General features: G+C 70.0%; 16 protein-coding genes and 1 tRNA gene. 15 read left to right on the forward strand and 2 right to left on the reverse strand.

The genetic code is table 11. The features are described 5' to 3' along the window. Positions 1-25: 25 nt before the first annotated feature. The 4 genes from ITJ56_RS08515 (at position 26) to ITJ56_RS08530 (ending at position 2,597) form a co-directional block, all read left to right on the forward strand. On the forward strand, positions 26-1,198 hold the full coding sequence (locus ITJ56_RS08515; RefSeq protein WP_194629672.1) for a GAF domain-containing protein: 1,173 nt from the start codon (positions 26-28) through the stop codon (positions 1,196-1,198). A gap of 55 nt (positions 1,199-1,253) precedes the next feature. After that, positions 1,254-1,338: transfer RNA gene (locus ITJ56_RS08520), tRNA-Leu, on the forward strand. Between the two features lie 72 nt (positions 1,339-1,410). Next, positions 1,411-2,016 (forward strand): ANTAR domain-containing response regulator, encoded by a 606-nt coding sequence (locus tag ITJ56_RS08525; RefSeq protein WP_017887240.1) that lies wholly within the window; start codon positions 1,411-1,413, stop codon positions 2,014-2,016. A gap of 110 nt (positions 2,017-2,126) precedes the next feature. Further along, entirely contained in the window at positions 2,127-2,597 is a 471-nt protein-coding gene (locus ITJ56_RS08530) for a GNAT family N-acetyltransferase (RefSeq protein ID WP_194629674.1), read from the forward strand. 16 nt (positions 2,598-2,613) lie between these two features. On the opposite strand, the gene ITJ56_RS08535 is transcribed toward ITJ56_RS08530, so the two are convergent. After that, positions 2,614-2,982 carry a PaaI family thioesterase gene (locus ITJ56_RS08535; protein ID WP_194629898.1) on the reverse strand — a complete coding sequence of 123 codons (369 nt, stop codon included), beginning with the start codon at positions 2,980-2,982 and terminating at the stop codon, positions 2,614-2,616. Positions 2,983-3,083: 101 nt separating this feature from the next. Here ITJ56_RS08535 and polA point away from each other — a divergent pair, with 101 nt between their 5' ends. From polA to ITJ56_RS08570, 7 genes are all read left to right on the forward strand, one after another. Then, positions 3,084-5,753 (forward strand): DNA polymerase I, encoded by a 2,670-nt coding sequence (gene polA, locus ITJ56_RS08540; RefSeq protein ID WP_194629676.1) that lies wholly within the window; start codon positions 3,084-3,086, stop codon positions 5,751-5,753. Positions 5,754-5,793: 40 nt separating this feature from the next. Beyond that, positions 5,794-7,473: a DUF885 domain-containing protein gene (locus ITJ56_RS08545; protein WP_194629678.1), complete on the forward strand. Its 1,680-nt coding sequence runs from the start codon at positions 5,794-5,796 to the stop codon at positions 7,471-7,473. Positions 7,474-7,632: 159 nt separating this feature from the next. Continuing rightward, positions 7,633-9,102 (forward strand): 30S ribosomal protein S1, encoded by a 1,470-nt coding sequence (rpsA, locus tag ITJ56_RS08550; RefSeq protein WP_194629680.1) that lies wholly within the window; start codon positions 7,633-7,635, stop codon positions 9,100-9,102. A 92-nt stretch (positions 9,103-9,194) separates the two neighbouring features. Beyond that, complete coding sequence (gene coaE, locus ITJ56_RS08555; protein WP_194629682.1) at positions 9,195-9,797, forward strand: dephospho-CoA kinase; 603 nt, start codon at positions 9,195-9,197, stop codon at positions 9,795-9,797. Next, positions 9,794-10,891: a BPSS1187 family protein gene (locus ITJ56_RS08560; RefSeq protein ID WP_194629684.1), complete on the forward strand. Its 1,098-nt coding sequence runs from the start codon at positions 9,794-9,796 to the stop codon at positions 10,889-10,891. The genes coaE and ITJ56_RS08560 overlap by 4 nt, the downstream gene beginning before the upstream one ends. Positions 10,892-10,913: 22 nt before the next feature. Continuing rightward, entirely contained in the window at positions 10,914-12,410 is a 1,497-nt protein-coding gene (locus ITJ56_RS08565; protein WP_194629685.1) for a class I adenylate-forming enzyme family protein, read from the forward strand. Further along, positions 12,407-13,687, forward strand: coding sequence for an acyltransferase (locus tag ITJ56_RS08570; RefSeq protein ID WP_194629687.1), 1,281 nt, complete (start codon positions 12,407-12,409; stop codon positions 13,685-13,687). The genes ITJ56_RS08565 and ITJ56_RS08570 overlap by 4 nt, the downstream gene beginning before the upstream one ends. A 278-nt stretch (positions 13,688-13,965) precedes the next feature. Here the strand turns inward: ITJ56_RS08570 and ITJ56_RS08575 are convergent, their stop codons facing one another. Further along, positions 13,966-15,294 (reverse strand): MFS transporter, encoded by a 1,329-nt coding sequence (locus ITJ56_RS08575; RefSeq protein WP_194629689.1) that lies wholly within the window; start codon positions 15,292-15,294, stop codon positions 13,966-13,968. A gap of 167 nt (positions 15,295-15,461) precedes the next feature. Between ITJ56_RS08575 and uvrB the strand changes: the two genes are divergently transcribed. The 4 genes from uvrB (at position 15,462) to uvrC (ending at position 23,583) form a co-directional block, all read left to right on the forward strand. Further along, complete coding sequence (uvrB, locus tag ITJ56_RS08580) at positions 15,462-17,534, forward strand: excinuclease ABC subunit UvrB (protein WP_323749767.1); 2,073 nt, start codon at positions 15,462-15,464, stop codon at positions 17,532-17,534. Continuing rightward, entirely contained in the window at positions 17,524-18,441 is a 918-nt protein-coding gene (locus tag ITJ56_RS08585; RefSeq protein WP_194629693.1) for an SDR family NAD(P)-dependent oxidoreductase, read from the forward strand. The genes uvrB and ITJ56_RS08585 overlap by 11 nt, the downstream gene beginning before the upstream one ends. Positions 18,442-18,561: 120 nt before the next feature. Further along, the gene (gene uvrA / locus ITJ56_RS08590) at positions 18,562-21,546 is read left to right on the forward strand and encodes an excinuclease ABC subunit UvrA (protein ID WP_194629906.1); all 2,985 of its coding nucleotides are present in this window, start codon (positions 18,562-18,564) and stop codon (positions 21,544-21,546) included. Then, positions 21,547-23,583, forward strand: a complete 2,037-nt coding sequence (gene uvrC / locus ITJ56_RS08595) for an excinuclease ABC subunit UvrC (RefSeq protein WP_194629695.1) — start codon at positions 21,547-21,549, stop codon at positions 23,581-23,583. It abuts the gene before it with no gap. The last annotated feature ends 40 nt before the right edge of the window (positions 23,584-23,623 follow it).

Consider the following 23,623-nt stretch of genomic DNA (forward strand, 5'->3'; position numbering starts at 1 on the left):
GCGGGTGGGGTCGATCGGAGGACGCATGCGCGCACCCGGTCGGCTCCGCCCGCTCGTCGCCGCGTCGTGGCAGCGGTCCGCCGGGGTCGACCCCGACGCCGCCCCGGTCCTCGCCCTCGGCGACGACGAACTCGACGCCGTGCGGCACGACGGCCCCCTCGCCACCCTGCTGCCGGTGGTCCGCCGGCTGCTGCTCGACGACTCCCGCTCGGCCGGGTGCGTCGTCGCCGTCGGGGACGCCGCCGGCCGGCTCGTCTGGGTCGACGGCGCCCGCTCGGCCCGTCGCGCCGCCGAGGACATGGGCTTCGTCCCCGGCGCCGACTGGGCCGAGGACCGCGTCGGCACCAGCGCCCCCGGCACCGCCCTGCGCCTCGACCGCCCCGTGCAGATCCGCTCGGACGAGCACTACGCCAACGCGGTGAAGCCGTGGTCGTGCACGGCGGTCCCCGTGCACGACACCGCCGGCACCACCGTCGGCGTCCTCGACCTGACCGGGGACGAACGGGCGGTCGAGCGGCACACGCTCTCGCTCCTCGCCGCCACCGTCGCCGCGGCCGAGGCGCAGATCGCCCTCGGCGCCGCCCGTGCCCCGTCCCCGCGGGCGTCCGGTGCCCCGGTGGCCGAACTCACCGTGCTCGGGACGGACACCGCGGTGCTCCGGGTCGCGGACCGCCGCGTGCGGTTGTCCGCCCGGCACTCCGAGTTGCTCGTGGTCCTCGCCGCCCACCCCGGTGGCCTCGCGGCATCCGACCTCGCCGCGGCCGTCTACGGCGACCCGGGCGCCGTGGTGACCCTGCGCGCCGAGGTGGTCCGGCTGCGCCGGGTGCTCGCGCCGAACGCGCCGGGCGTGACCGTCACATCACGGCCGTACCGGGTGGTCGGGTTGCGGACCGACGTCGACGGCGTGCTGTCCGCGCTCGAACGCGGAGCGCGCCTCCAGGCCGTCGACCGGTACGCCGGACCGGTGCTGCCGGCGTCCGCGGCACCCGGCGTGGACGCCGTCCGAGACCTGGTGCGGCTGCGGTTCCGCGAGTCGGTCGTCGCCGACGGCGGCGTCGACGCGCTGCTCGCGTGGGCGCGGACGCCGGACGGTGCCGCGGACCCGCGGGTGCTCCGCGCGCTGCTCACGGTGCTGCCGCGGCGGTCGCCGCGACGGGCCGGTCTCGTGACGGCGATCGAGGCGCTCGAGGGCTGCTGAGACGGGCGACGAGCGGCCGGGAGGCGCGGGCCGGGCTGGTAGTGTTGGCCTCCTCGCGAGTGTGGTGGAATCGGCAGACACGGGGCACTCAAAATGCTCTGCCTCACGGCGTGCGGGTTCAAGTCCCGCCACTCGTACCAAGCTGCTCATCCGACTGATCGATCTGCGTGGTCTGGGATACGGCACTTCCGTCGTCTAGTAGGCTTTCGTCCGTGAGTGACACAGAAGCAACAGCACCAGCACCCCGTCGCGTCGTCGTCGCCGAGGACGAGTCGCTCATCCGCCTCGACATCGTGGAGATCCTCCGCGACAACGGGTTCGACGTGGTCGGCGAAGCCGGTGACGGCGAAACCGCCGTCCAGCTCGCGACCGACCTCCGCCCCGACCTCGTCGTGATGGACGTCAAGATGCCCCAGCTCGACGGCATCTCCGCAGCCGAGAAGCTGTCCAAGAACCACATCGCGCCCGTCGTCCTGCTGACCGCGTTCAGCCAGAAGGACCTCGTCGAGCGCGCGACCGAGGCCGGTGCCCTGGCCTACGTGGTCAAGCCCTTCACCCCCAACGACCTGCTCCCCGCGATCGAGATCGCCCTCTCGCGGTACCAGCAGATCATCACGCTCGAGGCCGAGGTCGCCGACCTGGTCGAGCGCTTCGAGACCCGCAAGCTCGTCGACCGTGCCAAGGGCCTGCTGAACGAGAAGATGGGCCTGACCGAGCCCGAGGCGTTCCGCTGGATCCAGAAGGCCTCGATGGACCGCCGCCTGACCATGCACGACGTCGCGAAGGCGATCATCGAGCAGCTCAGCGCCAAGAAGTAGTCCAGCGCACATCGTCGCTCACGGAACGCCGTCGGACCCCTGGGTCCGGCGGCGTTCCTGCGTCCCCGGGTCCGTTACCGTGTGGCGCGACCACCTGGCAGGGTGGAGCGATGGACGACGTGGTGATCCGGGTCTCCCGGCCTGACGACATGCCGGCCGTGGCCGACCTGCGGTGGCGGTGGAGCGTCGAGGAGGACGGCCGCGTGCCGGTCCAGACACCCGACGAGTACTGCCGGGCGATGTCGGACTTCGCGGTCGACCACCAGGAGTCGCACCGGTGCGTCGTCGCCGAGCGGGACGGCGTCGTGCTCGGCATGGCCTGGCTCGCGGTCAACCCGCGACCGCCGGCGCCACACGTCCCCGGCAGCCGGTTCGCCGCCGAGTTGCAGACGGTCTACGTGCACCCCGACCTGCGCGGCGCGGGCGTCGCGGCGCGGCTGGTCACGGCACTGCTCGACATCGCGGATGAGCTGGGCGTGGAGCGCACGTCGGTGCACTCGAGCGTGGACGGCGAGCGGCTCTACCGACGGCTCGGGTTCGGCGACGCGCGCCTGCTCCTGCAGCGTCCGCCCGAGGACTGAGCGGTCCGTCGGTCGGTCAGCGACGCTCGCGGATCATGTTCGTGATGCGCACGGTGGAGCAGCGGCGCCCCTGGTCGTCGGTGAGGACGACCTCGTGCGTGGTGAGCGTGCCGCCGAGGTGGATCGCGGTGCACGTGCCCGTGACGCTCCCGCTCGTCGCGCTGCGGGAGTGCGAGGCGTTCAGTTCGATGCCGACGGCGTAGCGGCCGGGCCCGGCGTGGACGTTCGCTGCCATCGATCCGAGGCTCTCCGCCAGGACGACGTAGGCGCCCCCGTGCAGCAGGCCGACCGGCTGACGATTGCCCTCGACCGGGATGGAACCGACCGCTCGTTCGGCCGAGAGCTCGGTGATGACCATGCCCATCTTCTCGGCCAGCTCGCCCATGCCGCGTTCGTCGAGGCGGGGATCGATCGTGGTCGAGGTGGTGTCGTCGGTCACGGTCTGCGTCCACCTTCCGTGTCAGCGGGCGTCGGTAGGCTGTCCGGGTGTCGGACTCCGCAAAGCCTACCCTCATGGTCATCGACGGCCACTCGCTCGCCTTCCGGGCCTTCTACGCGCTGCCGGTCGACAGCTTCGTGAACCGCGAGGGGCAGCACACCAACGCGATCCACGGCTTCATCTCGATGCTGCTGATGCTCCTGCAGCGCGAGAAGCCCACGCACCTGGCGGTGGCGTTCGACATCTCCCGGTTCTCGTTCCGCACGCGTGAGTACGAGGCGTACAAGGGCACCCGCTCCGAGACCCCGGCCGAGTTCAAGGGCCAGATCCCGCTGCTGCAGCAGGCGCTCGAGGCGATGGGCATCACGACGGTGACGAAGGAGGACTACGAGGCCGACGACATCCTCGCCACCCTGTCGAAGCAGGGTGCCGACCAGGGCTTCCAGGTCTACGTGGTCTCGGGTGACCGCGACTCGATCCAGCTCGTCAACGACGACGTCACGCTGCTCTACCCGTCGGTGCGCGGCGTCTCCGAGCTCACCCGCTACGACCGCGACAAGGTGTACGAGCGGTACGGCATCGAGCCGCACCAGTACCCGGACATCGCGGCGCTGGTCGGCGAGACCAGCGACAACCTGATCGGCATCGACAAGGTCGGCGAGAAGACCGCGGTCAAGTGGGTCACGCAGTACGGTTCCCTCGACGGCGTCCTCGAGCACGCCGACGAGATCAAGGGCGTCGTCGGCAACAACCTGCGTGAGCAGCGGGACCGGGCCATCCGCAACCGCAAGCTCAACCGCCTCGTCACCGACGTCGAGCTGCCCGTCGGTCCGGCCGACGTCGCGCTCCGTCCCGTCGACGAGAGCGCGGTGCGCGAGCTCTTCGCCAAGCTGCAGTTCCGCACGCTGCTCGACCGCGTCTTCAAGGTCGCCGGTTCCGGCGACGGCTCGGAGACCACTGCCGAGGGCACGGTGAGCGACGGGGCGCCGACCCCGCCGCCGGTGAAGACCCTCATCGACGAAGAGCTCGGCTACTGGCTCGAGCGCCGCAACGCGACCGAGGCGGCGAACGGCTACGGCGTCGCGGTCGAGGTCATCGACGGCCGCCTCAGCGCGATCGGCATCGCGACCCACGACGACGCCGTCCTGGTTCCAGGCGGTAGCGGTGCGAAGGACTACGAGCAGCTCTCCGCCTGGTTCGCCTCTGACGCCCCGAAGCACTTCCATGACGCCAAGGCCGCGATCAAGGCGCTCGGTACCGCGGGCTTCGCCGTGAACGGCATCGCCGGTGACGCCCGGATCATGGGGTGGCTCGCGCAGCCCGGCAAGCAGGGCCAGCCCCTGTCCGACCTCGTCTACCAGGAGCTCGGCGAAGAGCTGCCGACCGCCGACCCGAACCAGCTCGTGCCCGAGACCGATCCGGTCAACGTCGGCGTGCACGCGTGGTTCGTACTGCGGGTGACCACTGCCCTCCGTGCTCGGATCGACGCGTCCTCGCTGCAGGTCCTCGACGACATCGAGCTGCCGCTGGTGTCGGTGCTCGCCGGCATGGAGACCATCGGTGTCGGCATCGACCGACCGGTGCTCACCGGCCTGTCGAAGGAACTGGGGGAGCGTGCGGCCGAGCTCGCGCAGCAGGCCTTCGCGGAGATCGGGCACGAGGTGAACCTCGGCTCGCCCAAGCAGCTGCAGGAGGTCCTGTTCACCGAGCTCGCGATGCCGAAGACCCGCAAGACGAAGACCGGGTTCTCGACCGACGCCGCGAGCCTCGTCGACCTGCAGGAGCAGCACCCGCATCCGTTCCTCGGGCTCCTGCTGCAGCACCGCGACGCCACGAAGCTCCGCCAGATCGTCGACACCCTCGATGCGGCCGTCGTCGACGGGCGCATCCACACCCGCTACGAACAGACCGGCACGAGCACCGGACGCGTCTCGTCGACGGACCCGAACCTGCAGAACATCCCGGTGAAGACCGCCGTCGGCCGTCGCATCCGCTCAGCGTTCGCGGTCGCCGAGCCGTACACGACGCTCGTCACCGCCGACTACTCGCAGATCGAGATGCGCATCATGGCGCACCTGTCTGGCGATCCCGGTCTCATCCAGGCCTTCAACGAGGGCGAGGACCTGCACCGCTTCGTCGGCGCGCGCGTCTTCGGCGTCGAACCGGCCGACGTGTCCAACGAGATGCGTACCAAGGTCAAGGCGATGTCCTACGGTCTGGCCTACGGACTCAGCGCCTTCGGGCTGTCGAAGCAGCTCCGGATCGAGCAGTCCGAGGCCCGCACGCTGATGACCGAGTACTTCGCCCGCTTCGGTGCGGTGCGCGACTACCTGCGCAACGTGGTCGAGCAGGCGCGCGAGGACGGCTACACCGAGACGATCTTCGGTCGTCGTCGGCCGTTCCCTGACCTGAAGAGCCCGAACCGGGTCCTGCGTGAGAACGCCGAGCGGGCGGCGCTGAACGCCCCGATCCAGGGTTCGGCGGCCGACATCATCAAGATCGCGATGCTCGGCGTCGCCGACGACCTGCGAGAGGGCGAGCTGCAGTCACACCTGCTGCTCCAGGTGCACGACGAGCTCATCCTCGAGGTCGCACCGGGTGAGCAGGAGCGCGTCGAGGAGATCCTGCGGGACCGCATGGGCAGCGCCGCCGAGCTGAGCGTCCCGCTCGACGTCTCGGTCGGCGTGGGTCCGAACTGGGAGAGCGCCGCCCACTGACCGGGTTCGCTGCCGACCCGCGGGTCGGTAGGGTCGGGGCATGAGCGAAGCGCGTCCCGTCCGCCAGCCGTCCGCCGTCGACCGTGTCGCGGAGGACTGGGTGACCACCCTCGTCGACCTCGACCCGACGACCGCCACGTACATCGGTGTCCCGGGCCGCACCGGGGAGTACGGCGACACCTCGCCCGCCGGCGCCGCAGCGTTGGCCGACGCCGCGCGTGCCGCGAAGCGTGCGCTGGACGCCGCTCCGGCCGTCGACTCCGTGGACCAGGTGACGAAGGCCGACCTCGGTGCCGAGCTCGACCTGGTGCAGGAGTCGTACGACCGCAAGCTGCACCTCCGCGACCTCAACGTCATCGCGAGCCCGGCGCAGTCCGTGCGCGAGATCCTCGACCTCATGCCGACCGCCACCGAGGGCGACTGGCAGGACATCGCGAGCCGCCTGCACGCGCTGCCGGACGCACTCGAGGGCATCCGCGAGACCCTGCTCGAGGGCACCCGCGAAGACGTCACCCCGGCCAAGCGCCAGGTCGCCCTGGTCGCCGAGCAGGCAGCCCGGAACGGTGCCGAGGACGGCTTCTTCGCACGCCTCGCCGAAGGTGCCGCGTTCGACGACGGTTCGCCGGTGCCGGACACGCTCCGCGCCGAGCTCACCCGCGGAGCCCAGGTCGCCTCGGCCGCGTACCGCTCCCTCGGGCAGTTCCTGGAGCACGAGCTGCTGCCGCTCGCCACCCCGGTCGACGCGGTCGGTCGCGAAGCCTACGAGCTGCACTCGCGCCGGTTCCTCGGTGCGGTCGTCGACCTCGACGAGACGTACGAGTGGGGCCTCGAGGAACTCGCGCGCATGCGGGACGAGCAGGAGCGCATCGCCGACCGCATCGAGTCCGGCGCGAGCGTCGCCCGGGCGATCGAGGTGCTCGACACCGACCCGTCCCGGATCCTGCACGGAACGGACGCGCTGCAGCGGTGGATGCAGGAGACGAGCGACGCGTCGATCGCCGCGATGGCCGGGACCTACTTCGACATCCCGGAGCCCATCCGTCGCCTGGAGTGTCGGATCGCGCCCACCCAGGAGGGCGGGATCTACTACAGCGGCCCCTCGGACGACTTCTCACGCGCCGGCCGGATGTGGTGGTCGGTCCCCGAGGGCGTGACCGAGTTCGGGACCTGGCGCGAGAAGACCACGGTGTACCACGAGGGCGTCCCCGGACACCATCTGCAGATCAGCCAGGGGGTCTACAACCGCGGCGAGCTGAACACCTGGCGTCGGCAGCTGTCCGGGTCCTCCGGGCACGTCGAGGGGTGGGCGCTCTACGCCGAGCGCCTGATGGAGCAGCTCGGGTTCCTGGACGACGACGGCGACCGGCTCGGCATGCTCGACGGCCAGCGGATGCGTGCGGCCCGCGTGGTGCTCGACATCGGCGTGCACCTGCAGAAGACGAACCCCGACGGCGGCGGCTGGACATGGGAGTACGCCCTCGACTTCATGGGGAAGAACGTCAACATGGACCCGGCGTTCGTCCGTTTCGAAGTGGCACGCTACTTCGGGTGGCCGGGGCAGGCGCCGTCGTACAAGGTCGGCCAGCGTGTGTGGGAGTCGATCCGCGACGAGGTCGCTGCGCGCGAAGGCTCGGACTTCGACCTGAAGGCGTTCCACCACCGTGCGCTCGCGCTCGGCAGCATCGGCCTCGACACCCTGCGGACCGCGCTCGTCGGATGACGCGCCGTCGACACGCCCGGTTGTGAGGCCTCCGCCGGTGCGGTTAGACTTGTGCGGCGCAATCCGCGCCACTCAATCAATCGCCATGGCGGTGCACCACGGGGGCCAGAGTCCCTGCACACCACGGCCCGACTCATGTCCGTTCGGAGCAATCTCTACATGACAACCACTACGACCAAGGCTCCTAAGCAGGTCGCCATCAACGACATCGGTTCGGCTGATGACTTCCTGGCCGAGGTCGAGAAGACCCTGAAGTTCTTCAACGACGGTGATCTCATCTCCGGCACCGTCGTGAAGATCGACCGCGACGAGGTCCTCCTCGACGTCGGTTACAAGACCGAGGGCGTCATCCCCTCGCGCGAGCTCTCGATCAAGCACGACGTCGACCCCAACGAGGTCGTCGAGGTCGGCGACGAGGTCGAAGCCCTGGTTCTCCAGAAGGAGGACAAGGAAGGTCGCCTCATCCTGTCCAAGAAGCGCGCGCAGTACGAGCGTGCGTGGGGCGACGTCGAGAAGATCAAGGAGTCCGACGGCGTCGTGACCGGGACGGTCATCGAGGTCGTCAAGGGCGGCCTCATCGTCGACATCGGCCTCCGCGGCTTCCTCCCCGCTTCGCTCATCGAGCTCCGTCGTGTCCGCGACCTCACGCCGTACCTCGGCCAGGAGATCGAGGCCAAGATCCTCGAGCTCGACAAGAACCGCAACAACGTGGTCCTGTCGCGCCGTGCGCTCCTCGAGCAGACGCAGTCCGAGTCCCGGACGACGTTCCTCAACAACCTCCACAAGGGCCAGGTCCGCAAGGGCATCGTCTCCTCGATCGTCAACTTCGGTGCGTTCGTGGACCTCGGTGGCGTCGACGGTCTCGTCCACGTCTCCGAGCTCAGCTGGAAGCACATCGAGCACGCCAGCGAGGTCGTCGAGGTCGGTCAGGAAGTCACCGTCGAGATCCTCGAGGTCGACCTGGACCGCGAGCGTGTGTCGCTCTCGCTCAAGGCGACGCAGGAGGACCCGTGGCAGGTCTTCGCCCGCACCCACGCGATCGGTCAGATCGCACCGGGCAAGGTCACGAAGCTCGTGCCGTTCGGTGCCTTCGTCCGCGTTGCCGACGGCATCGAGGGCCTCGTGCACATCTCGGAGCTCTCGAACAAGCACGTCGAGCTCGCCGAGCAGGTCGTCTCGGTCAACGACGAGGTCTTCGTCAAGATCATCGACATCGACCTCGACCGTCGCCGCATCTCGCTCAGCCTCAAGCAGGCGAACGAGGGCGTGGACCCGGAGAGCGACGAGTTCGACCCGGCGCTCTACGGCATGCCGACCGAGTACGACGAGAAGGGTGACTACAAGTACCCCGACGGCTTCGACCCGGAGACGAACGAGTGGCTCGAGGGCTACGACACCCAGCGCACCGAGTGGGAGGGCCAGTACGCGGCCGCCCAGGCGCGTTGGGAAGCCCACAAGGCGCAGGTTGCGAAGACCATCGCCGACGAGGCGCAGGGCGGCTTCGACCTCCCGGCCAGCGCGTCCTCCTCGACGTCGGCGTCCTTCGCCGGCGAGACCGGTGGCGCGAGCCCCCTGGCCGACGACGCGTCGCTCGCAGCACTCCGCGAGAAGCTCAGCTCGACCAACTGATCGAGCGAGTCGTCCAGACCGGAAGCCCGGCGCCCCTGACAGGGTGCCGGGCTTCCGGCGTTCTCGGCGGTGTGGGTCGTTACCCTGTTGCCGTGCAAATCATCGGACTCACGGGCGGCATCGCGGCGGGCAAGTCGACGGTCTCCCGACGCTGGGCGGAGCACGGCGCGGTCATCGTCGACGCTGACCAGCTCGCACGGGACGCCGTCGCGCCGGGCAGCGCAGGGCTCGCGCAGGTCGCCTCGCGGTTCGGCCCGACCGTCATCGCACCGGACGGCTCCCTCGACCGCCCGGCTCTCGGCGCGATCGTGTTCGCGGACCCGGCGGCGCGCAGGGACCTCGAGGGCATCACCCACCCGGAAGTCTGGCGTCTCGCCCAGCAGGCCTTCGACGACGCCGAGGCCGCAGGGCCCGACTCGGTCGTCGTCTACGACGTGCCGCTGCTCGCCGAGGCGAGGGGCTCGCGGCCACTGCGGTTCGATGCGGTTGTCGTGGTCGATGCACCCGCTGCGCAGCGCGTCGAACGGCTCGTGGCGCACCGCGGGATGCCGCGGGACGAGGCGGAGCGCCGCGTCGCCGCGCAGGCGAGCGACGCCGACCGGCTGGCCCTCGCCGACCACGTGGTGGATGCCACGGGCACGCTCGAGCAGACGATCCGGTCCGCCGACCAGGTGTGGTCGCGGATCACGGCATGAGGCACCGCCTGCTGCTGCTCCTCGCCGCGATCGTGCTCGTCGCGATCGGCGCGGGGAGCCTCGTCGCGGCCAACGTCCTCGGCGCCCAGCGTGTCGCGGACAAGGGCCGGGTGGCGGTGCATGCCGAACCCGACGCTGACGGCCGACCCGCCGCCGGGGACGGCCCCGTCGTCGACGAGCCGGCCTCGGGCGACGAGTACGGCCCCGAGGGCGAGTTCCACCGCTTCCGCCTCGGCACCGTGAACGGCGAGCGGCTCACCCCGAACCGCGACGACTTCGCCGCCCGGACCTCGACCGACGGCCCGCTGCTGTTGTTCCTGCCGGCGACCCGCTCCCGGCCGGCCGAGTACGAGCGGTTCCTCGAAGCCGCCCTCGCTGACGGCTACCACGTGCTCGGGCTCGACTACTGGAACCTCGGGCGTACCCTGTCCGGCACCTGCGAGGCGAACGCTCGGTGCTACGGCATGGTGCAGCGGAACCGGTTCGACGGCACCCGCCCCTCGGAGTTCAGTGCGGTCAGCCCGGCGGGCTCCATCGTCTCGCGCTTCCGGGACGCCGTCGCCTACCTCGCCGACCACGACCCCGATGGCGGTTGGGGCCGGTTCGTGCAGGGCGACGACGACATCGTCTGGCAGGACATCGTCGTCGCTGGACACTCCCAGGGCGGTGGTGAGGCTGCGTACATCGCCCACATCCGATCCGTCCGCGGAGCGCTGATGTTCTCGTCGCCCGTCGAGTCCCGCGGGCCGGCACACGCGGCGTGGATGGACCGACCGGGCAAGACACCAGTGGACCGCATGTACGCGATCGACGACGTCCGGGACACCTTCGGGCCCCGGATCACCGGGTCCTGGGATGTGCTCGGGTTGAACGGCGTGGACGGACCATTCGAGACGGACACGGCGCCACCGCTCGCCGGCGCCGACCCGCACGCGATCCGCACCGACATCGGCGGGGACGGCAACGCGCACTCCGCGATCATCAAGGACGCGACCCCGATGGGGCGTGACGGTGAACCACGCATGCTCCCGCTCTGGGAGTGGATGCTGCATCGTTTCCCGATCGATCCGGCCGTTCCCTCCGACGGCTCATAGGGACGCGCAATAGCCTCACTGCGTGCAGCCCGTTCGCGATGAACCTGATCTGCGCTCGCTCATCCGGGCCCGTGCGGCCGACGGCGGCGAGCGCCACTACCTGGAGGACGCCCGCTCCGAGCGCGTCCTCACCTTCCGCATGCTCGACGACGCTGTGACGGCCTGGTCGCGCACCTTCGACGCGATCGGCGTCGCGCCGTCCGGTGCCGTCCTGGTCGACGTCGGGGATCCGCTCGCGTTCGCGGTCGTCCACCTCAGCGCGGTCGCCTCCGGCCGTCGGGCGATCCCCGTCGACACCGGGCAACCGCCGACCGAGCCCGGTCGTCTCGCCGACTTGATCGGTGGAGCGTCCATGGTGGTCTCGGACCGTGTGGTGGACGCGACCGTCCCCGGGGCACCCGCCAGCGGGATCGACCCGGCCACGTTCCTCCCGGTCCGTGTCCGCGACGGCGACCTGCCCCCCGAGAGCCCACACGCGCCGGGCGAGGGTTCCGTCGTGCTCTTCACCTCGGGTTCGACCGGCACGCCGAAGGGAGTCGAGCTGCCGGAGACGCAGCTGCTCTTCGTCGCCCGGGCCGTCGCCCGGCACAACCGGCTGACGGCAGAGGACCGCGGGTTCAACTCGCTGCCACTGTTCCACGTCAACGCCGAGGTCGTCGGGCTGCTCGCCACCCTGGTCGCGGGCGCGACGCTCGTGCTCGACCGGCGCTTCCGCCGCACCGGGTTCTGGGAACTGCTCGCCCAGCGGAGCATCACGTGGCTGAACGCCGTCCCCGCGGTCCTCGCCGTGCTCGCGAAGACCGGACCCCTCGAGTTCCCGCCGACCCTGCGGTTCGTCCGGAGCGCCTCCGCCCCGCTGCCGGACCCGGTGCGCGCCGCCCTGGGCGACGTGGCGCTCGTGGTCAGCTGGGGCATGACCGAGGGAGCGTCGCAGATCACCGCGACGCCGCTCGATGTCCCTGCCCGGCCGGGGACCGTGGGCGTTCCCGTGGGCTCCGAGGTGCAGGTCCGTGGTGAGGACGGCTCCGTGCTGCCCGCTGATGAGATCGGTGCGCTGTGGGTGCGCGGTCCGGGCATCGTGCGGGGGTACCTCGGAGGCCGGGCCGCCGAGCGTTTCGACGCCCACGGCTGGTTGCACACGGGCGACGTCGGCTCGGTCGCCGCCGATGGCTGGGTCTCGCTGGCCGGACGCTCCGACGACGTGATCAACCGCGGCGGCGAGAAGGTGTACCCGTCAGAGGTCGAGGACGTCCTGCTCGGCGACCCGCGGGTGCTCGAGGCGGTCGTCGTCGGCCGCCCCGACGACGTGCTCGGCGCCGTACCGATCGCCTACGTGATCCCGCAGCCCGACGAGCCGGTCGACTCCTCCGCGCTTGCCGCTGACCTCGTCGCACGTGCCGAGGCGCACCTGACCCGGTTCCGCCGCCCCGTCGAGGTCATCGTCGTGCCCGACCTGCCGCGCGCGCCGACCGGCAAGGTCCAGCGGGCGAAGGTGCGGACGATGGCGCAGCCGTCGTGAGCGTGCCGTCAGCGGCGACCGAGCCCGGGACCCGGACCCCGACCCGCACGGCGGAGGGCAAGCCGCGGCACCTGTACGAGGTCGACGTCCTCCGGATCCTGACCTTCGCGTGCGTCATCGGCGTGCACACCACGAGCCACACCGTGGCCACCGACGACGTCGGGCTGAACGCGCTGCTCGGCCTGCTGCACTTCACCCGGCTGGTGTTCTTCTCGCTGACGGCGTTCGTGCTGGTGTACAGCTACACGCTGCGGCCGCGTCCGATGGCGCAGTTCTGGCCGAAACGGTTCCTGCTCGTCGGCGTGCCGTACCTGGCCTGGTCGTTCGTGTACGTCGGCTCGAGCTGGCTGCTCAGTTCGACGCGCCGTGGTGACGTCCCCGACCTGGTCCGCACCACGGCCGAGGGCATCGTCACCGGCACCTCGTGGTACCACCTGTACTTCCTGCTCGTGACGATGCAGGTGTACCTCCTGCTGCCGGTCATCGTCTGGCTGGTGCGTCGGACGCGCGGCCACCACGTCGCCACGCTCGTGGTGGCGCTGCTGGTGCAGCTCGTGGTCTTCGCCGGGTACAAGTACTTCCCGTCGAGCGACGCCTGGATGCACGGCTACCAGAAGCAGTTCTTCTTCTCGTACGTGTTCTTCATCGTCTCGGGGGCGATCGCCGCCGACCACGCGGACGCCTTCCTCCGCTTCATCCGTGTGCACCGTCGCGCCGTGCTGTGGGCCTTCGCCGGTGTCGGCGGGCTGACCCTCGGCGTGTGGGCGGTGCAGGTCGCGCTCGGTCAGTCGCTGTACGCCGCGGGGACACCGCTGCAGCCGGTCCAGGCGGTCTGGAGCGCCGCCGTGTTCGTGGGGTTCCTGGCGATCGGCGCGATCTGGGCGGACCGACGGCGGGCCGGCAGCCCCGTCGCACGCGTCGTCGACTACGCGTCCGACCGCTCGTTCGGCATCTTCCTGAGCCACCCGTTCATGATCTGGATCCTGCTGTACGGCGACAGCTGGCTCGAGGCTGTCGTGCCGCGACCGTGGCTCACACTCGTCACCTACCTGCTCGTGCTGGTGCTGTCCGTCGCGGTGACGGAGGCGTTCCGCTGGACGCCGTTAAGCGTTCCGCTCACCGGCCGACCGTCGCTCGCGTCCCGCGCCCAGCGCCAGCTGCGTGCGCGCCGGCGGGCCGCGCCCGCGCCCTTGGTGCAGCGCTCGTCAGAGCCGGTCGAGCCGGACGACGCGCTCGTGGGGGAGACCGACGACGTGGGGCGCGGCGCGCGGCGCTGACTGCCCGTTCCGGGCGTACCCGGTCGCATCTCTCGACCAGGTACGCCCGATAGGGCTTGCTCGACGCGGCGTTGGACGCCGTGCGCGGCGGACGGGAGGCGCGTAGCGGGCTGGACCCGGGCCTCCCGCCCGGCGGTGGGGGCGACCGGAGCCGCGCGGCGACGGGCGGTTCCGTGCGCGGACAGCAGGATCGCGCGTACCCGGTCGTTTCTCTCGACCAGGGTGCGCCCGATCCTGCACGGTGTGCGGCTGCCTCGGCTTGCTGAGGAGCCGCGCGGTCAGGCCGGGCGCTGCTCGGCGACCGGGGTGCCGATCTCGAGGACCCCGTTCGTCGACGTCAACCGTTGCGGCTTCATGAACCAGGCGACCACCGCGGCGGCACCGAGCAGCGCGCAGGACAGCGCGAAGGGCAGCTGCCACCCCGAGGCGTCGATGAGCACGCCGAAGACGATGGGGGAGACCACACCCGCGATGCCGAAACCGGTGTTCATGAAACCGGAGGCGGTGCCGGACCACTGGGGTGCGACGTCCATCGGGATCGCCCAGAGGTTGGCGTTGCAGAGTTCGAGGAAGAAGAACGACAGCGCGAGGGAGACCGTCGCGACGAGCAGCCCCTGCCCGATGACGAGCGGGATGAGGCAGAGCAGCGACCCGCCGAGTCCGATCACCAGGATGGTCCGCCTGGCGTTCCGGGTGTTGCCGCCGCGGTGGATGATCCGGTCGCTGAGCATCCCGCCGACGGTGTCCCCGACGACGCCGGCGAGCAGGATCAGGGTCGTGAAGAGGGCGAAGTCGCCGATCTCCAGCCCGTAGGTCGAGCTGAGGAACGTCGGCAACCAGGTGAGGAACACCCAGAGCGTCCACCCGTAACCGAAGTCGACGAAGGTCACGGGCAGGATCTGCTTCGCCATCTGCCGCCACGGCACCGGGGGACGGGTCGCGCGGGTCTCGACCGGCGGGAGTTCGTCGAGCTCGACCTGGGTGATGCCCTTCGCCGACTCCGGCTTGTCGCGGAACCAGATGAACCAGATGATCCCCCAGGCGAGGGACAGGACCGCCGTGGCGAAGAACGCCCACCGCCAGCTGCCCGTCGCGCCGATCACCCAGGCGACGAGGAGCGGCGCGAGGGCGTTGCCGAGCCGGGCCGCGGAGTGCACGACACCCTGCGCGAAGCCGTTGCGGTCGCGCGGGATCCAACGGGTCATCGCCTGCGTGGCGGTCGGGAACGCCGCCGCCTCGCTGAGGCCGAGGAGCGCCCGGGCGGCGAACAGGGTCCAGAAGCCGACCGCGAAGCCCGTCCACAGCGTCGCGACGCCCCAGATCACGGTGATGACGAACAGGGCCTTGCGCGGTCCGAACTTCTCGCTGATGGTGCCGCCGAAGACCTGCAGCAGCGCGTAGGGAAGGGAGAACGCCGCGATGATGAGGCCGGCGGTCGACTCGTTGAAGCCGAAGTCCTCGGTGATGTGCGGAAGGGCGGTCGAGATGTTCGTCCGGTCGATGTACGAGATCGCGTACATGAAGCAGAGCAGGACGAGTACGCGGCCGCGGATCCGCCCGCGGAACGGGGTGCCCTTGGTCGATGCGCCGGGGGTCGCCGTGGTCATGAGGCCTCTCGGGAGTGGGAAGGAGTCGGGTGCCTGAACGGATCGGACGTTATGCGCGCTGGCTATCAGTGGACTTGGAGCCTGCTTGCAGCGGACAATACGCCAAGGGCGAGCAGAAGCCTGCGGTGTCAGGGGTGCCCACTACCGTGGTCCACATGGGTGTTGCGATCGAACCGACCCGAGCGGTGCGTCCGTTCGAGGTCATCAGCGAGTACACGCCGAGCGGCGACCAGCCCGCGGCCATCGCGGAACTCGCCGGGCGGATCAACGCCGGTGAGACCGACGTCGTGCTGCTCGGTGCGACCGGTACGGGCAAGTCGGCGACGACCGCGTGGCTCATCGAGCAGGTGCAGCGGCCGACCCTCGTGCTCGCGCACAACAAGACCCTCGCGGCGCAGCTGGCCAACGAGTTCCGCAGCCTGATGCCCGACAACGCCGTCGAGTACTTCGTCTCCTACTACGACTACTACCAGCCCGAGGCGTACGTCCCGCAGACCGACACGTTCATCGAGAAGGACTCCTCGGTCAACGCCGAGGTGGAGCGGCTCCGACACTCGACGACGAACTCACTGCTCAGCCGCCGCGACACGGTGGTGGTGTCGACGGTGTCGTGCATCTACGGCCTCGGCACGCCGGAGCAGTACATGAACGCGTCGGTCGCACTGCACGTCGGCCAGACGATCTCGCGCGACCAGCTCGTCCGCAAGTTCGTCGCCATGCAGTACCAGCGCAACGACGTCGACTTCGCCCGCGGTACCTTCCGGGTGCGAGGCGACACACTCGAGATCATCCCGATGTACGAAGAGCACGCGATCCGGATCGAGATGTTCGGCGACGAGATCGAGGCGCTCTCGTCGCTGCACCCGCTGACCGGCAACGTGATCGACGACCTGCCCGCCGTCTCGATCTTCCCGGCGTCGCACTACGTCGCCGACACCGACGTTATGCACCGGGCCATCAGCTCCATCAAGGAAGAGCTGGCAGAGCGGCTCGCCGAGCTCGAGGGCCAGGGCAAGCTGCTCGAGGCCCAGCGTCTCCGGATGCGCACCACGTTCGACATCGAGATGATGGAGCAGATCGGGTTCTGCTCGGGCATCGAGAACTACTCCCGGCACATGGAAGGCCGCGGTCCGGGCGAGGCCCCGCACTGCCTGATCGACTACTTCCCGGACGACTTCCTCGTCGTCATCGACGAGTCGCACGTCACCGTGCCGCAGATCGGCGCCATGTACGAGGGCGACGCGTCCCGCAAGCGCACCCTCGTGGAGCACGGCTTCCGTCTGCCGAGCGCGATGGACAACCGCCCGCTGAAGTGGGAGGAGTTCCTCGACCGCGTCGGTCAGAAGGTCTTCCTGTCGGCCACACCCGGCAAGTACGAGCTCGGCATCACGGACAGTGTGGTCGAGCAGATCATCCGCCCGACCGGCCTCATCGACCCGGAGATCATCGTCAAGCCGAGCGACGGCCAGATCGACGACCTGCTCGAGGAGATCAAGCAGCGCTCCGACAGGAACGAGCGCGTCCTCGTCACCACCCTGACCAAGCGCATGGCGGAGGAACTCACCGACTTCCTCGGGAACGCCGGCGTCCGCGTGCGCTACCTGCACTCCGACGTGGACACCCTGAAGCGCGTGGAACTCCTCACCGAGCTGCGCCAGGGCGTGTACGACGTCCTCATCGGCATCAACCTGCTCCGCGAAGGCCTCGACCTGCCGGAGGTCTCGCTCGTCGCGATCCTCGACGCCGACAAGGAAGGATTCCTCCGTTCGTCGACGTCGCTCATCCAGACGATCGGTCGTGCCGCGCGCAACGTGTCCGGCCAGGTGCTGATGTACGCCGACAAGATGACCGACTCGATGAAGCAGGCCATCGAGGAGACCGATCGACGCCGCGAGAAGCAGGTCGCGTACAACCTCGAGCACGGCATCGACCCGCAGCCGCTGCGGAAGAAGATCGCGGACATCACCGAGGTGCTGCAGCGTGAGAACGACGACACCAAGGCGCTGCTCGAGGGCCGCCCTGGTGCCGACGGACGGCGCTCGCCCACCCCGAACCTGAAGCGCGGCGGCATCGCCGGCGAGGGCGCGACGCAGCTCGGCGCGACCATCGCCGACCTGAACGACCAGATGCTGCAGGCCGCTGCCGAGCTGAAGTTCGAGCTCGCGGCGCGGCTCCGTGACGAGGTGCAGGACCTCAAGAAGGCGCTGCGGCAGATGGAGTCGGCGGGGCATGTCAGCTGACGATCGCCGGACGGTCGTCGTCACCGGTGCGAGCGCCGGGCTGGGGTACCACGCGGCCGAGCAACTGGCGGCCGCGGGACACCGGGTCGTGCTCGCCACCCGCGACCGTGAGCGTGCGGCGGCGGCGGCGCGCAGCATCCGGCAGCGCGTCGACCACGCCTCGCTCGCGCACGTCCACCTGGACCTGGCCGACCTCGGCTCCGTGGGCGCCGCCGCCGACGAGCTCGCGGCACTCGAGCCGGCCGGCATCGACGCGGTCGTGAACAACGCGGGTGTCGTGGGGGCATCGACCCGGGGCGCCACGGCGCAGGGCACCGAGTTGCAGATCGGCACCAACCACCTCGGCCACTTCGCGTGGACCGGACTGCTCCTGCCGCTGCTCGAGCCCCGGGCCGGGCGGGTCGTGCACCTCGGATCGATCGCGCACCGGTTCGTCCACCTCGACCCGGCGGATCCGTTCCGCGTCGGGCGGTACTCGAGCCACCGGCAGTACGCGCGCAGCAAGCTCGCCGTGATGCTCTTCGGGTTCGAGCTCGGTCAGCGTCTCGCCGACGCGGGCTCGCGGGTGTCGAGCGTCGTCGCGCACCCCGGGCTGTCGCTCGACCGACTGTCGCCGTGCCGCCCGGAGATCGCGCCGAGCCGTGCGGAGCCGTCGTGGATCGGTCCGGCGCAGCGGCTGGTCGCGCAGGGCAAGGACATCGGAGCAGAGTCGCTCGTGCACGCCGCCGTCGGGGCAGACGTCCACTCGGGGGAGTACTGGGGGCCGGCGGGCCTGATGCAGCTGCGCGGGCCGGCAGCGGTGGTAGCGGCTGAACCGCGGGCCCACGACCGGACGGCCGCGGCGCGGCTCTGGGTCGCCAGTGAGGGCGCCTCTGGCGTCACGTTCGCTCTCGACGCACTCGTCTGACCCGCTGTCCCCGCCGAATGTCGGTGATGCTTCGTAGAATCGACGACGATGACCATCACCTCTGACCCCGGTACTTCGACGTCGGGCCGGAACGCCTTCGGCGAGCCTGCTGACCTCCACATGCCCGGCGGCACGGCCCCGCACAGCACCTCCACGCTCAGCGTTCGCGGTGCGCGCGTGCACAACCTCCGCGACGTCGACCTCGAGATCCCTCGCGATTCCCTCGTCGTCTTCACCGGACTGTCCGGTTCCGGCAAGTCCTCGCTGGCGTTCGACACGATCTTCGCCGAGGGGCAGCGCCGCTACGTCGAGTCGCTGTCCGCGTACGCGCGCCAGTTCCTCGGACAGGTCGACCGTCCGGACGTCGACTTCATCGAGGGGCTGTCCCCGGCGGTGTCGATCGACCAGAAGTCGACGAACCGCAACCCGCGGTCCACGGTGGGCACGATCACCGAGGTCTACGACTACATGCGTCTGCTCTGGGCGCGCATCGGGGTGCCGCACTGCCCGACCTGCGGTGAGGTCATCAGCAAGCAGAGCGTGCAGCAGATCGCCGACCAGCTCATGCAGTTCGAGTCGGGGACGCGCTTCCAGGTGCTCGCACCCGTGGTCTCGAAGAAGAAGGGCGAGTTCGTGGACCTGTTCCAGGAGCTCGCGGCGTCCGGCTACGCACGTGCGATCGTCGACGGCGAGCGCATCCAGCTCAGTGACCCGCCGAAGCTCAAGAAGCAGGTCAAGCACGACATCTCCGTCATCGTCGACCGACTGGTGGCGAGCGAGGACATCCTCGGCCGCCTGACCGACTCCCTCGAGACGGCGTTGCGACTGACCGACGGCACGGTCGGTATCGACCTCGTCGACCACGAGGGGCCCGGCGCCGTCCGGACCTACTCCGAGAACCTGTCGTGCCCGAACAACCACCCACTCGCCCTCAGCGAGATCGAGCCGCGCACCTTCTCGTTCAACGCGCCGTTCGGCGCGTGCCCGGAGTGCTCCGGCCTCGGCACCCGCATGTCGGTCGACCCGGACCTGGTGCTCGGCGACCCCGAGGCGTCCCTGCGGGGCGGGGTGCTGCTGCCCTGGACGGGGACGAGCGGGCTGTACTCCTACTTCGACAAGCTGCTCGGCGGCCTCGGGAAGGAGCTCGGCTTCTCGCTCGACACCCCGTGGAACCAGCTGGACCCCTCGGTGCAGGCCGCGATCCTCACCGGCAAGGACTTCCAGGTGTCCGTGTCCTGGCGCAACCGCTTCGGTCGCGAGATGCGGTACACGAGCGGGTTCGAGGGGGTCATCCCCTACATCGAGCGCAAGTTCGCCGAAGCCGAGTCCGACTCGCAGCGCCAGCGGTTCCAGGGGTACCTGCGCGAGGTCCCGTGCCCGGTGTGCGAGGGGACCCGGCTCAAGCCCGAGGTGCTCGCGGTCACGGTCAACGACCGCAGCATCGCAGACGTCACGGACATGTCCCTCGACAACGCGTACTCGTTCATGGACGATCTCACGCTCACCGACCGCGAAGCGCACATCGCCGCAGCGGTCCTGCGAGAGATCCGGGCGCGCCTCGAGTTCCTGCTCGAGGTCGGCCTGAACTACCTCACCCTGGCGCGCGGCGCCGGCGGCCTCTCCGGTGGTGAGGCACAGCGCATCCGCCTCGCCACGCAGATCGGTTCCGGTCTCACCGGCGTCCTGTACGTCCTCGACGAGCCGAGCATCGGGCTCCACCAGCGCGACAACCGCCGGCTCATCGACACACTGGTCAAGCTGAAGGACCTCGGCAACACCCTCATCGTCGTCGAGCACGACGAGGACACGATCCGCACGGCCGACTGGGTCGTCGACATCGGTCCGGGCGCGGGTGTGAACGGCGGCAACGTCGTGCACTCCGGCTCGTACGAGGGGCTCATCGAGAACCGCGAGTCGGTCACCGGCGACTACCTCGCCGGACGCCGCTCGATCGAGATGCCCGCGGAGCGCCGCAAGGTCAACCTCAAGCGCGCCATCACGGTGCAGGGGGCGCGTGCGAACAACCTCAAGTCGATCGACGCCGACTTCCCGCTCGGCGTCTTCACGGCGGTCACCGGGGTGAGCGGCTCCGGCAAGTCGACGCTGGTCAATGACATCCTGTACAAGGTGCTCGCGAACCAGCTCAACGGCGCGCGGCACATCGCCGGCAAGCACACCCGCGTGAAGGGTCTCGACCAACTCGACAAGGTCGTGCACGTCGACCAGGCGCCCATCGGTCGCACCCCGCGCTCGAACCCGGCGACGTACACGGGGGTGTTCGACCGCATCCGACAGCTCTTCGCCGAGACGCAGGAGGCGAAGACCCGCGGCTACCAGCCCGGCCGCTTCAGCTTCAACGTCAAGGGCGGACGCTGCGAGAACTGCGCAGGCGACGGCACGATCAAGATCGAGATGAACTTCCTGCCCGACGTCTACGTCGCCTGCGAAGTCTGCGGCGGTGCGCGGTACAACCGCGAGACGCTCCAGGTGCACTACAAGGGGAAGAACATCTCCGAGGTCCTCGACATGCCGATCAGTGAGGCCGCAGAGTTCTTCGAGCCGATCTCCGCGATCCACCGGTACATGGCGACGCTGGTCGACGTGGGCCTGGGCTACGTCCGCCTCGGACAGAGCGCCACCACGCTCTCCGGCGGCGAGGCGCAGCGCGTGAAGCTCGCGACCGAGCTGCAGCGTCGTTCGAACGGCCGCACCGTCTACGTGCTCGACGAGCCGACGACCGGGCTGCACTTCGAGGATGTCCGCAAGCTGCTCCTCGTGCTGCAGAGCCTGGTCGACAAGGGCAACACGGTCATCACGATCGAGCACAACCTCGACGTCATCAAGTCCGCAGACTGGGTCATCGACATGGGTCCCGAGGGCGGTTCCGGCGGTGGCACGGTGCTGGCCACCGGCACGCCGGAGCACGTGGCGACCGTGCCGGAGAGCCACACCGGTGTCTTCCTGCGCGAGATCTTCGACGCGCAGGACGCCCGTGTCGGCAAGCAGCAGGCGGTCGGCGCGCGCCAGGCGACCCAGAAGCAGGACCCGACCAAGCAGGGCACGGGCAAGCAGGGCACAGGCAAGCAGAAGGCGGGTGCTCGGTAGGTGGCGGACACCGTCCCGTGGCGTCCGAAGGCGGGGGAGATCCCGACCGACCCGGGCGTCTACCGATGGCGTGACGAGGCCGGTCGGGTGCTCTACGTCGGCAAGGCGAAGAACCTCCGCGCCCGGCTGAGCAACTACTTCGCCCCGCTGCCGACACTGCACGAGCGCACCCGGCGCATGGTGCTCACGGCCCGCAGCGTCGAGTGGACGACGGTCGGCTCCGAGATCGAGGCGCTCCAGCTGGAGTACACCTGGATCAAGGAGTTCGACCCGCCGTTCAACGTCAAGTTCCGCGACGACAAGTCGTACCCGTACATGGCGGTCACCCTCGGCGACGAAGCCCCGCGGGTGATGGTGACGCGCAACCGCAAGATCAAGGGTGCGAAGTACTTCGGTCCGTACCCGAAGATCTGGGCGGTGCACGACACCATCGACCTGATGATCAAGGTGTTCCCGATCCGCACCTGCTCGGACTCGTCGTACAAGAAGGCGATGCAAACCGGCCGACCGTGCTTCCCCGGGCAGATCGGCAAGTGTGGCGGCCCGTGCTCCCAGAAGGTCACGGTCGAGGAGCACCGTGCGCTCGTCGAGGAGTTCGTGCGGTTCATGAACTCGTACGACCGCCGGGTGATCACCGAACTCCGCCAGCGCATGGCGGCCTCGGCCGACGCGATGCAGTACGAGCAGGCCGCCAAGTACCGCGACCAGGTCGAGGCGCTCGAGGCCGTGCTCGAGAAGTCCGCCGTCGTGCTCCGCGACTCGGTCGACCTCGACCTGTTCGGCATCGCCGAGGACGAGCTCGCCGCCGCCGTGCAGCTGTTCTCCGTCCGTGGCGGCCGTATCCGCGGTGTGCGGGGGTGGGTGGTCGACAAGGAGCTCGACATCGCAACCGGCGACCTCGTCGAGCAGATCGTGCAGGGCGTGTACGTCACCGACGAGCCACCGCGTGAAGTCGTCGTCCCGGAGCTGCCGGAGGACGCCGAGGCGCTCCAGCAGTGGTTGAGCGGGCGCCGCGCCGGCCGTGGCACGAAGCTCAGCACCGCGCAGCGCGGTGACCGAGCCGGCTTGGCGCGGACCGCCGCCCAGAACGCCGGGCAGGCGCTCATGCTCTACAAGACCAAGCGCTCCGCCGACTACACCACCCGCGCCGCGGCGTTGGCGGACATCCAGGACGCTCTCGGCATGACCGAGGCCCCGCTCCGCATGGAGTGCTACGACATCTCGCATCTGCAGGGCACGAACGTGGTCGCATCGATGGTGGTGTTCGAGGACGGTCTGCCCCGCAAGGACCAGTACCGGCGGTACTCGATCGCCGAGACCACCGACGACACCGACAGCATGTACCAGGTGCTGTCGCGGCGTCTGGCCCGGCTGGACGAGGACGCCGAACTGCCCGACGTCCCCGACGTCACGACCGACCAGGTCGTCGAGGGCTCGAAGCCCACGAAGCGGTTCGCCTACCGGCCGCAGCTGCTCATCGTCGACGGGGGGCAACCCCAGGTGCAGGCCGCGAAACGCGCGATGGACGAGGCCGGGGTGCACGACATCGCCCTGGTCGGCATCGCCAAGCGCCTCGAGGAGCTCTGGCTGCCCGACGACGACTTCCCGGTGATCCTTCCCCGCAACTCCGAGGCGCTGTTCCTCATCCAGCGCATCCGCGACGAGGCCCACCGGTTCGCGATCACGCACCAGCGCTCCAAGCGGAAGCGTGACGTCCGTTCCCGGCTGTCGGAGATCCCCGGCCTCGGCCCGTCCCGCGTCAACGCGCTGCTGAAGCACTTCGGCTCCGTCGCCCGCCTGCGCGAGGCGACGGCGGAGCAGATCACCGAGGTGAACGGCATCGGTCCGGCAACCGCGGCCGCGGTCGTCTCCAAGCTGGCCCAGACTCCGACGAGCGCGCCGGCGACGAGCGCCTCGAGCGCACCCGAGCCGGACAGCGACGCGACCGCCGACAACGGGGGTGAGCCCGGAACGGACCCCGGAGGGCCGGTGCGGGTCCCCGAGGTGACCAGCGACGGTCCGCAGCGACCGTCGTGACGAACCCCGTGCCTCCAGAGCGAGACCGGGCGGTAGCCTG

Source organism: Curtobacterium sp. VKM Ac-1376 (genome assembly GCF_015351025.1).
GTDB lineage: Bacteria > Actinomycetota > Actinomycetes > Actinomycetales > Microbacteriaceae > Curtobacterium.

Bases quoted from the DNA above. Each gene is read 5' to 3' on its own strand.
- ITJ56_RS08530 (WP_194629674.1), top strand. From the start codon at position 2,127: ATGGACGACGTGGTGATCCGGGTCTCCCGGCCTGACGACATGCCGGCC.
- ITJ56_RS08585 (WP_194629693.1), top strand. From the start codon at position 17,524: ATGTCAGCTGACGATCGCCGGACGGTCGTCGTCACCGGTGCGAGCGCC.
- uvrA (WP_194629906.1), top strand. From the start codon at position 18,562: ATGCCCGGCGGCACGGCCCCGCACAGCACCTCCACGCTCAGCGTTCGC.
- ITJ56_RS08560 (WP_194629684.1), top strand. From the start codon at position 9,794: ATGAGGCACCGCCTGCTGCTGCTCCTCGCCGCGATCGTGCTCGTCGCG.
- ITJ56_RS08575 (WP_194629689.1), bottom strand. From the start codon at position 15,294: ATGACCACGGCGACCCCCGGCGCATCGACCAAGGGCACCCCGTTCCGC.
- ITJ56_RS08515 (WP_194629672.1), top strand. From the start codon at position 26: ATGCGCGCACCCGGTCGGCTCCGCCCGCTCGTCGCCGCGTCGTGGCAG.
- rpsA (WP_194629680.1), top strand. From the start codon at position 7,633: ATGACAACCACTACGACCAAGGCTCCTAAGCAGGTCGCCATCAACGAC.
- ITJ56_RS08535 (WP_194629898.1), bottom strand. From the start codon at position 2,982: ATGGGCGAGCTGGCCGAGAAGATGGGCATGGTCATCACCGAGCTCTCG.
- ITJ56_RS08545 (WP_194629678.1), top strand. From the start codon at position 5,794: ATGAGCGAAGCGCGTCCCGTCCGCCAGCCGTCCGCCGTCGACCGTGTC.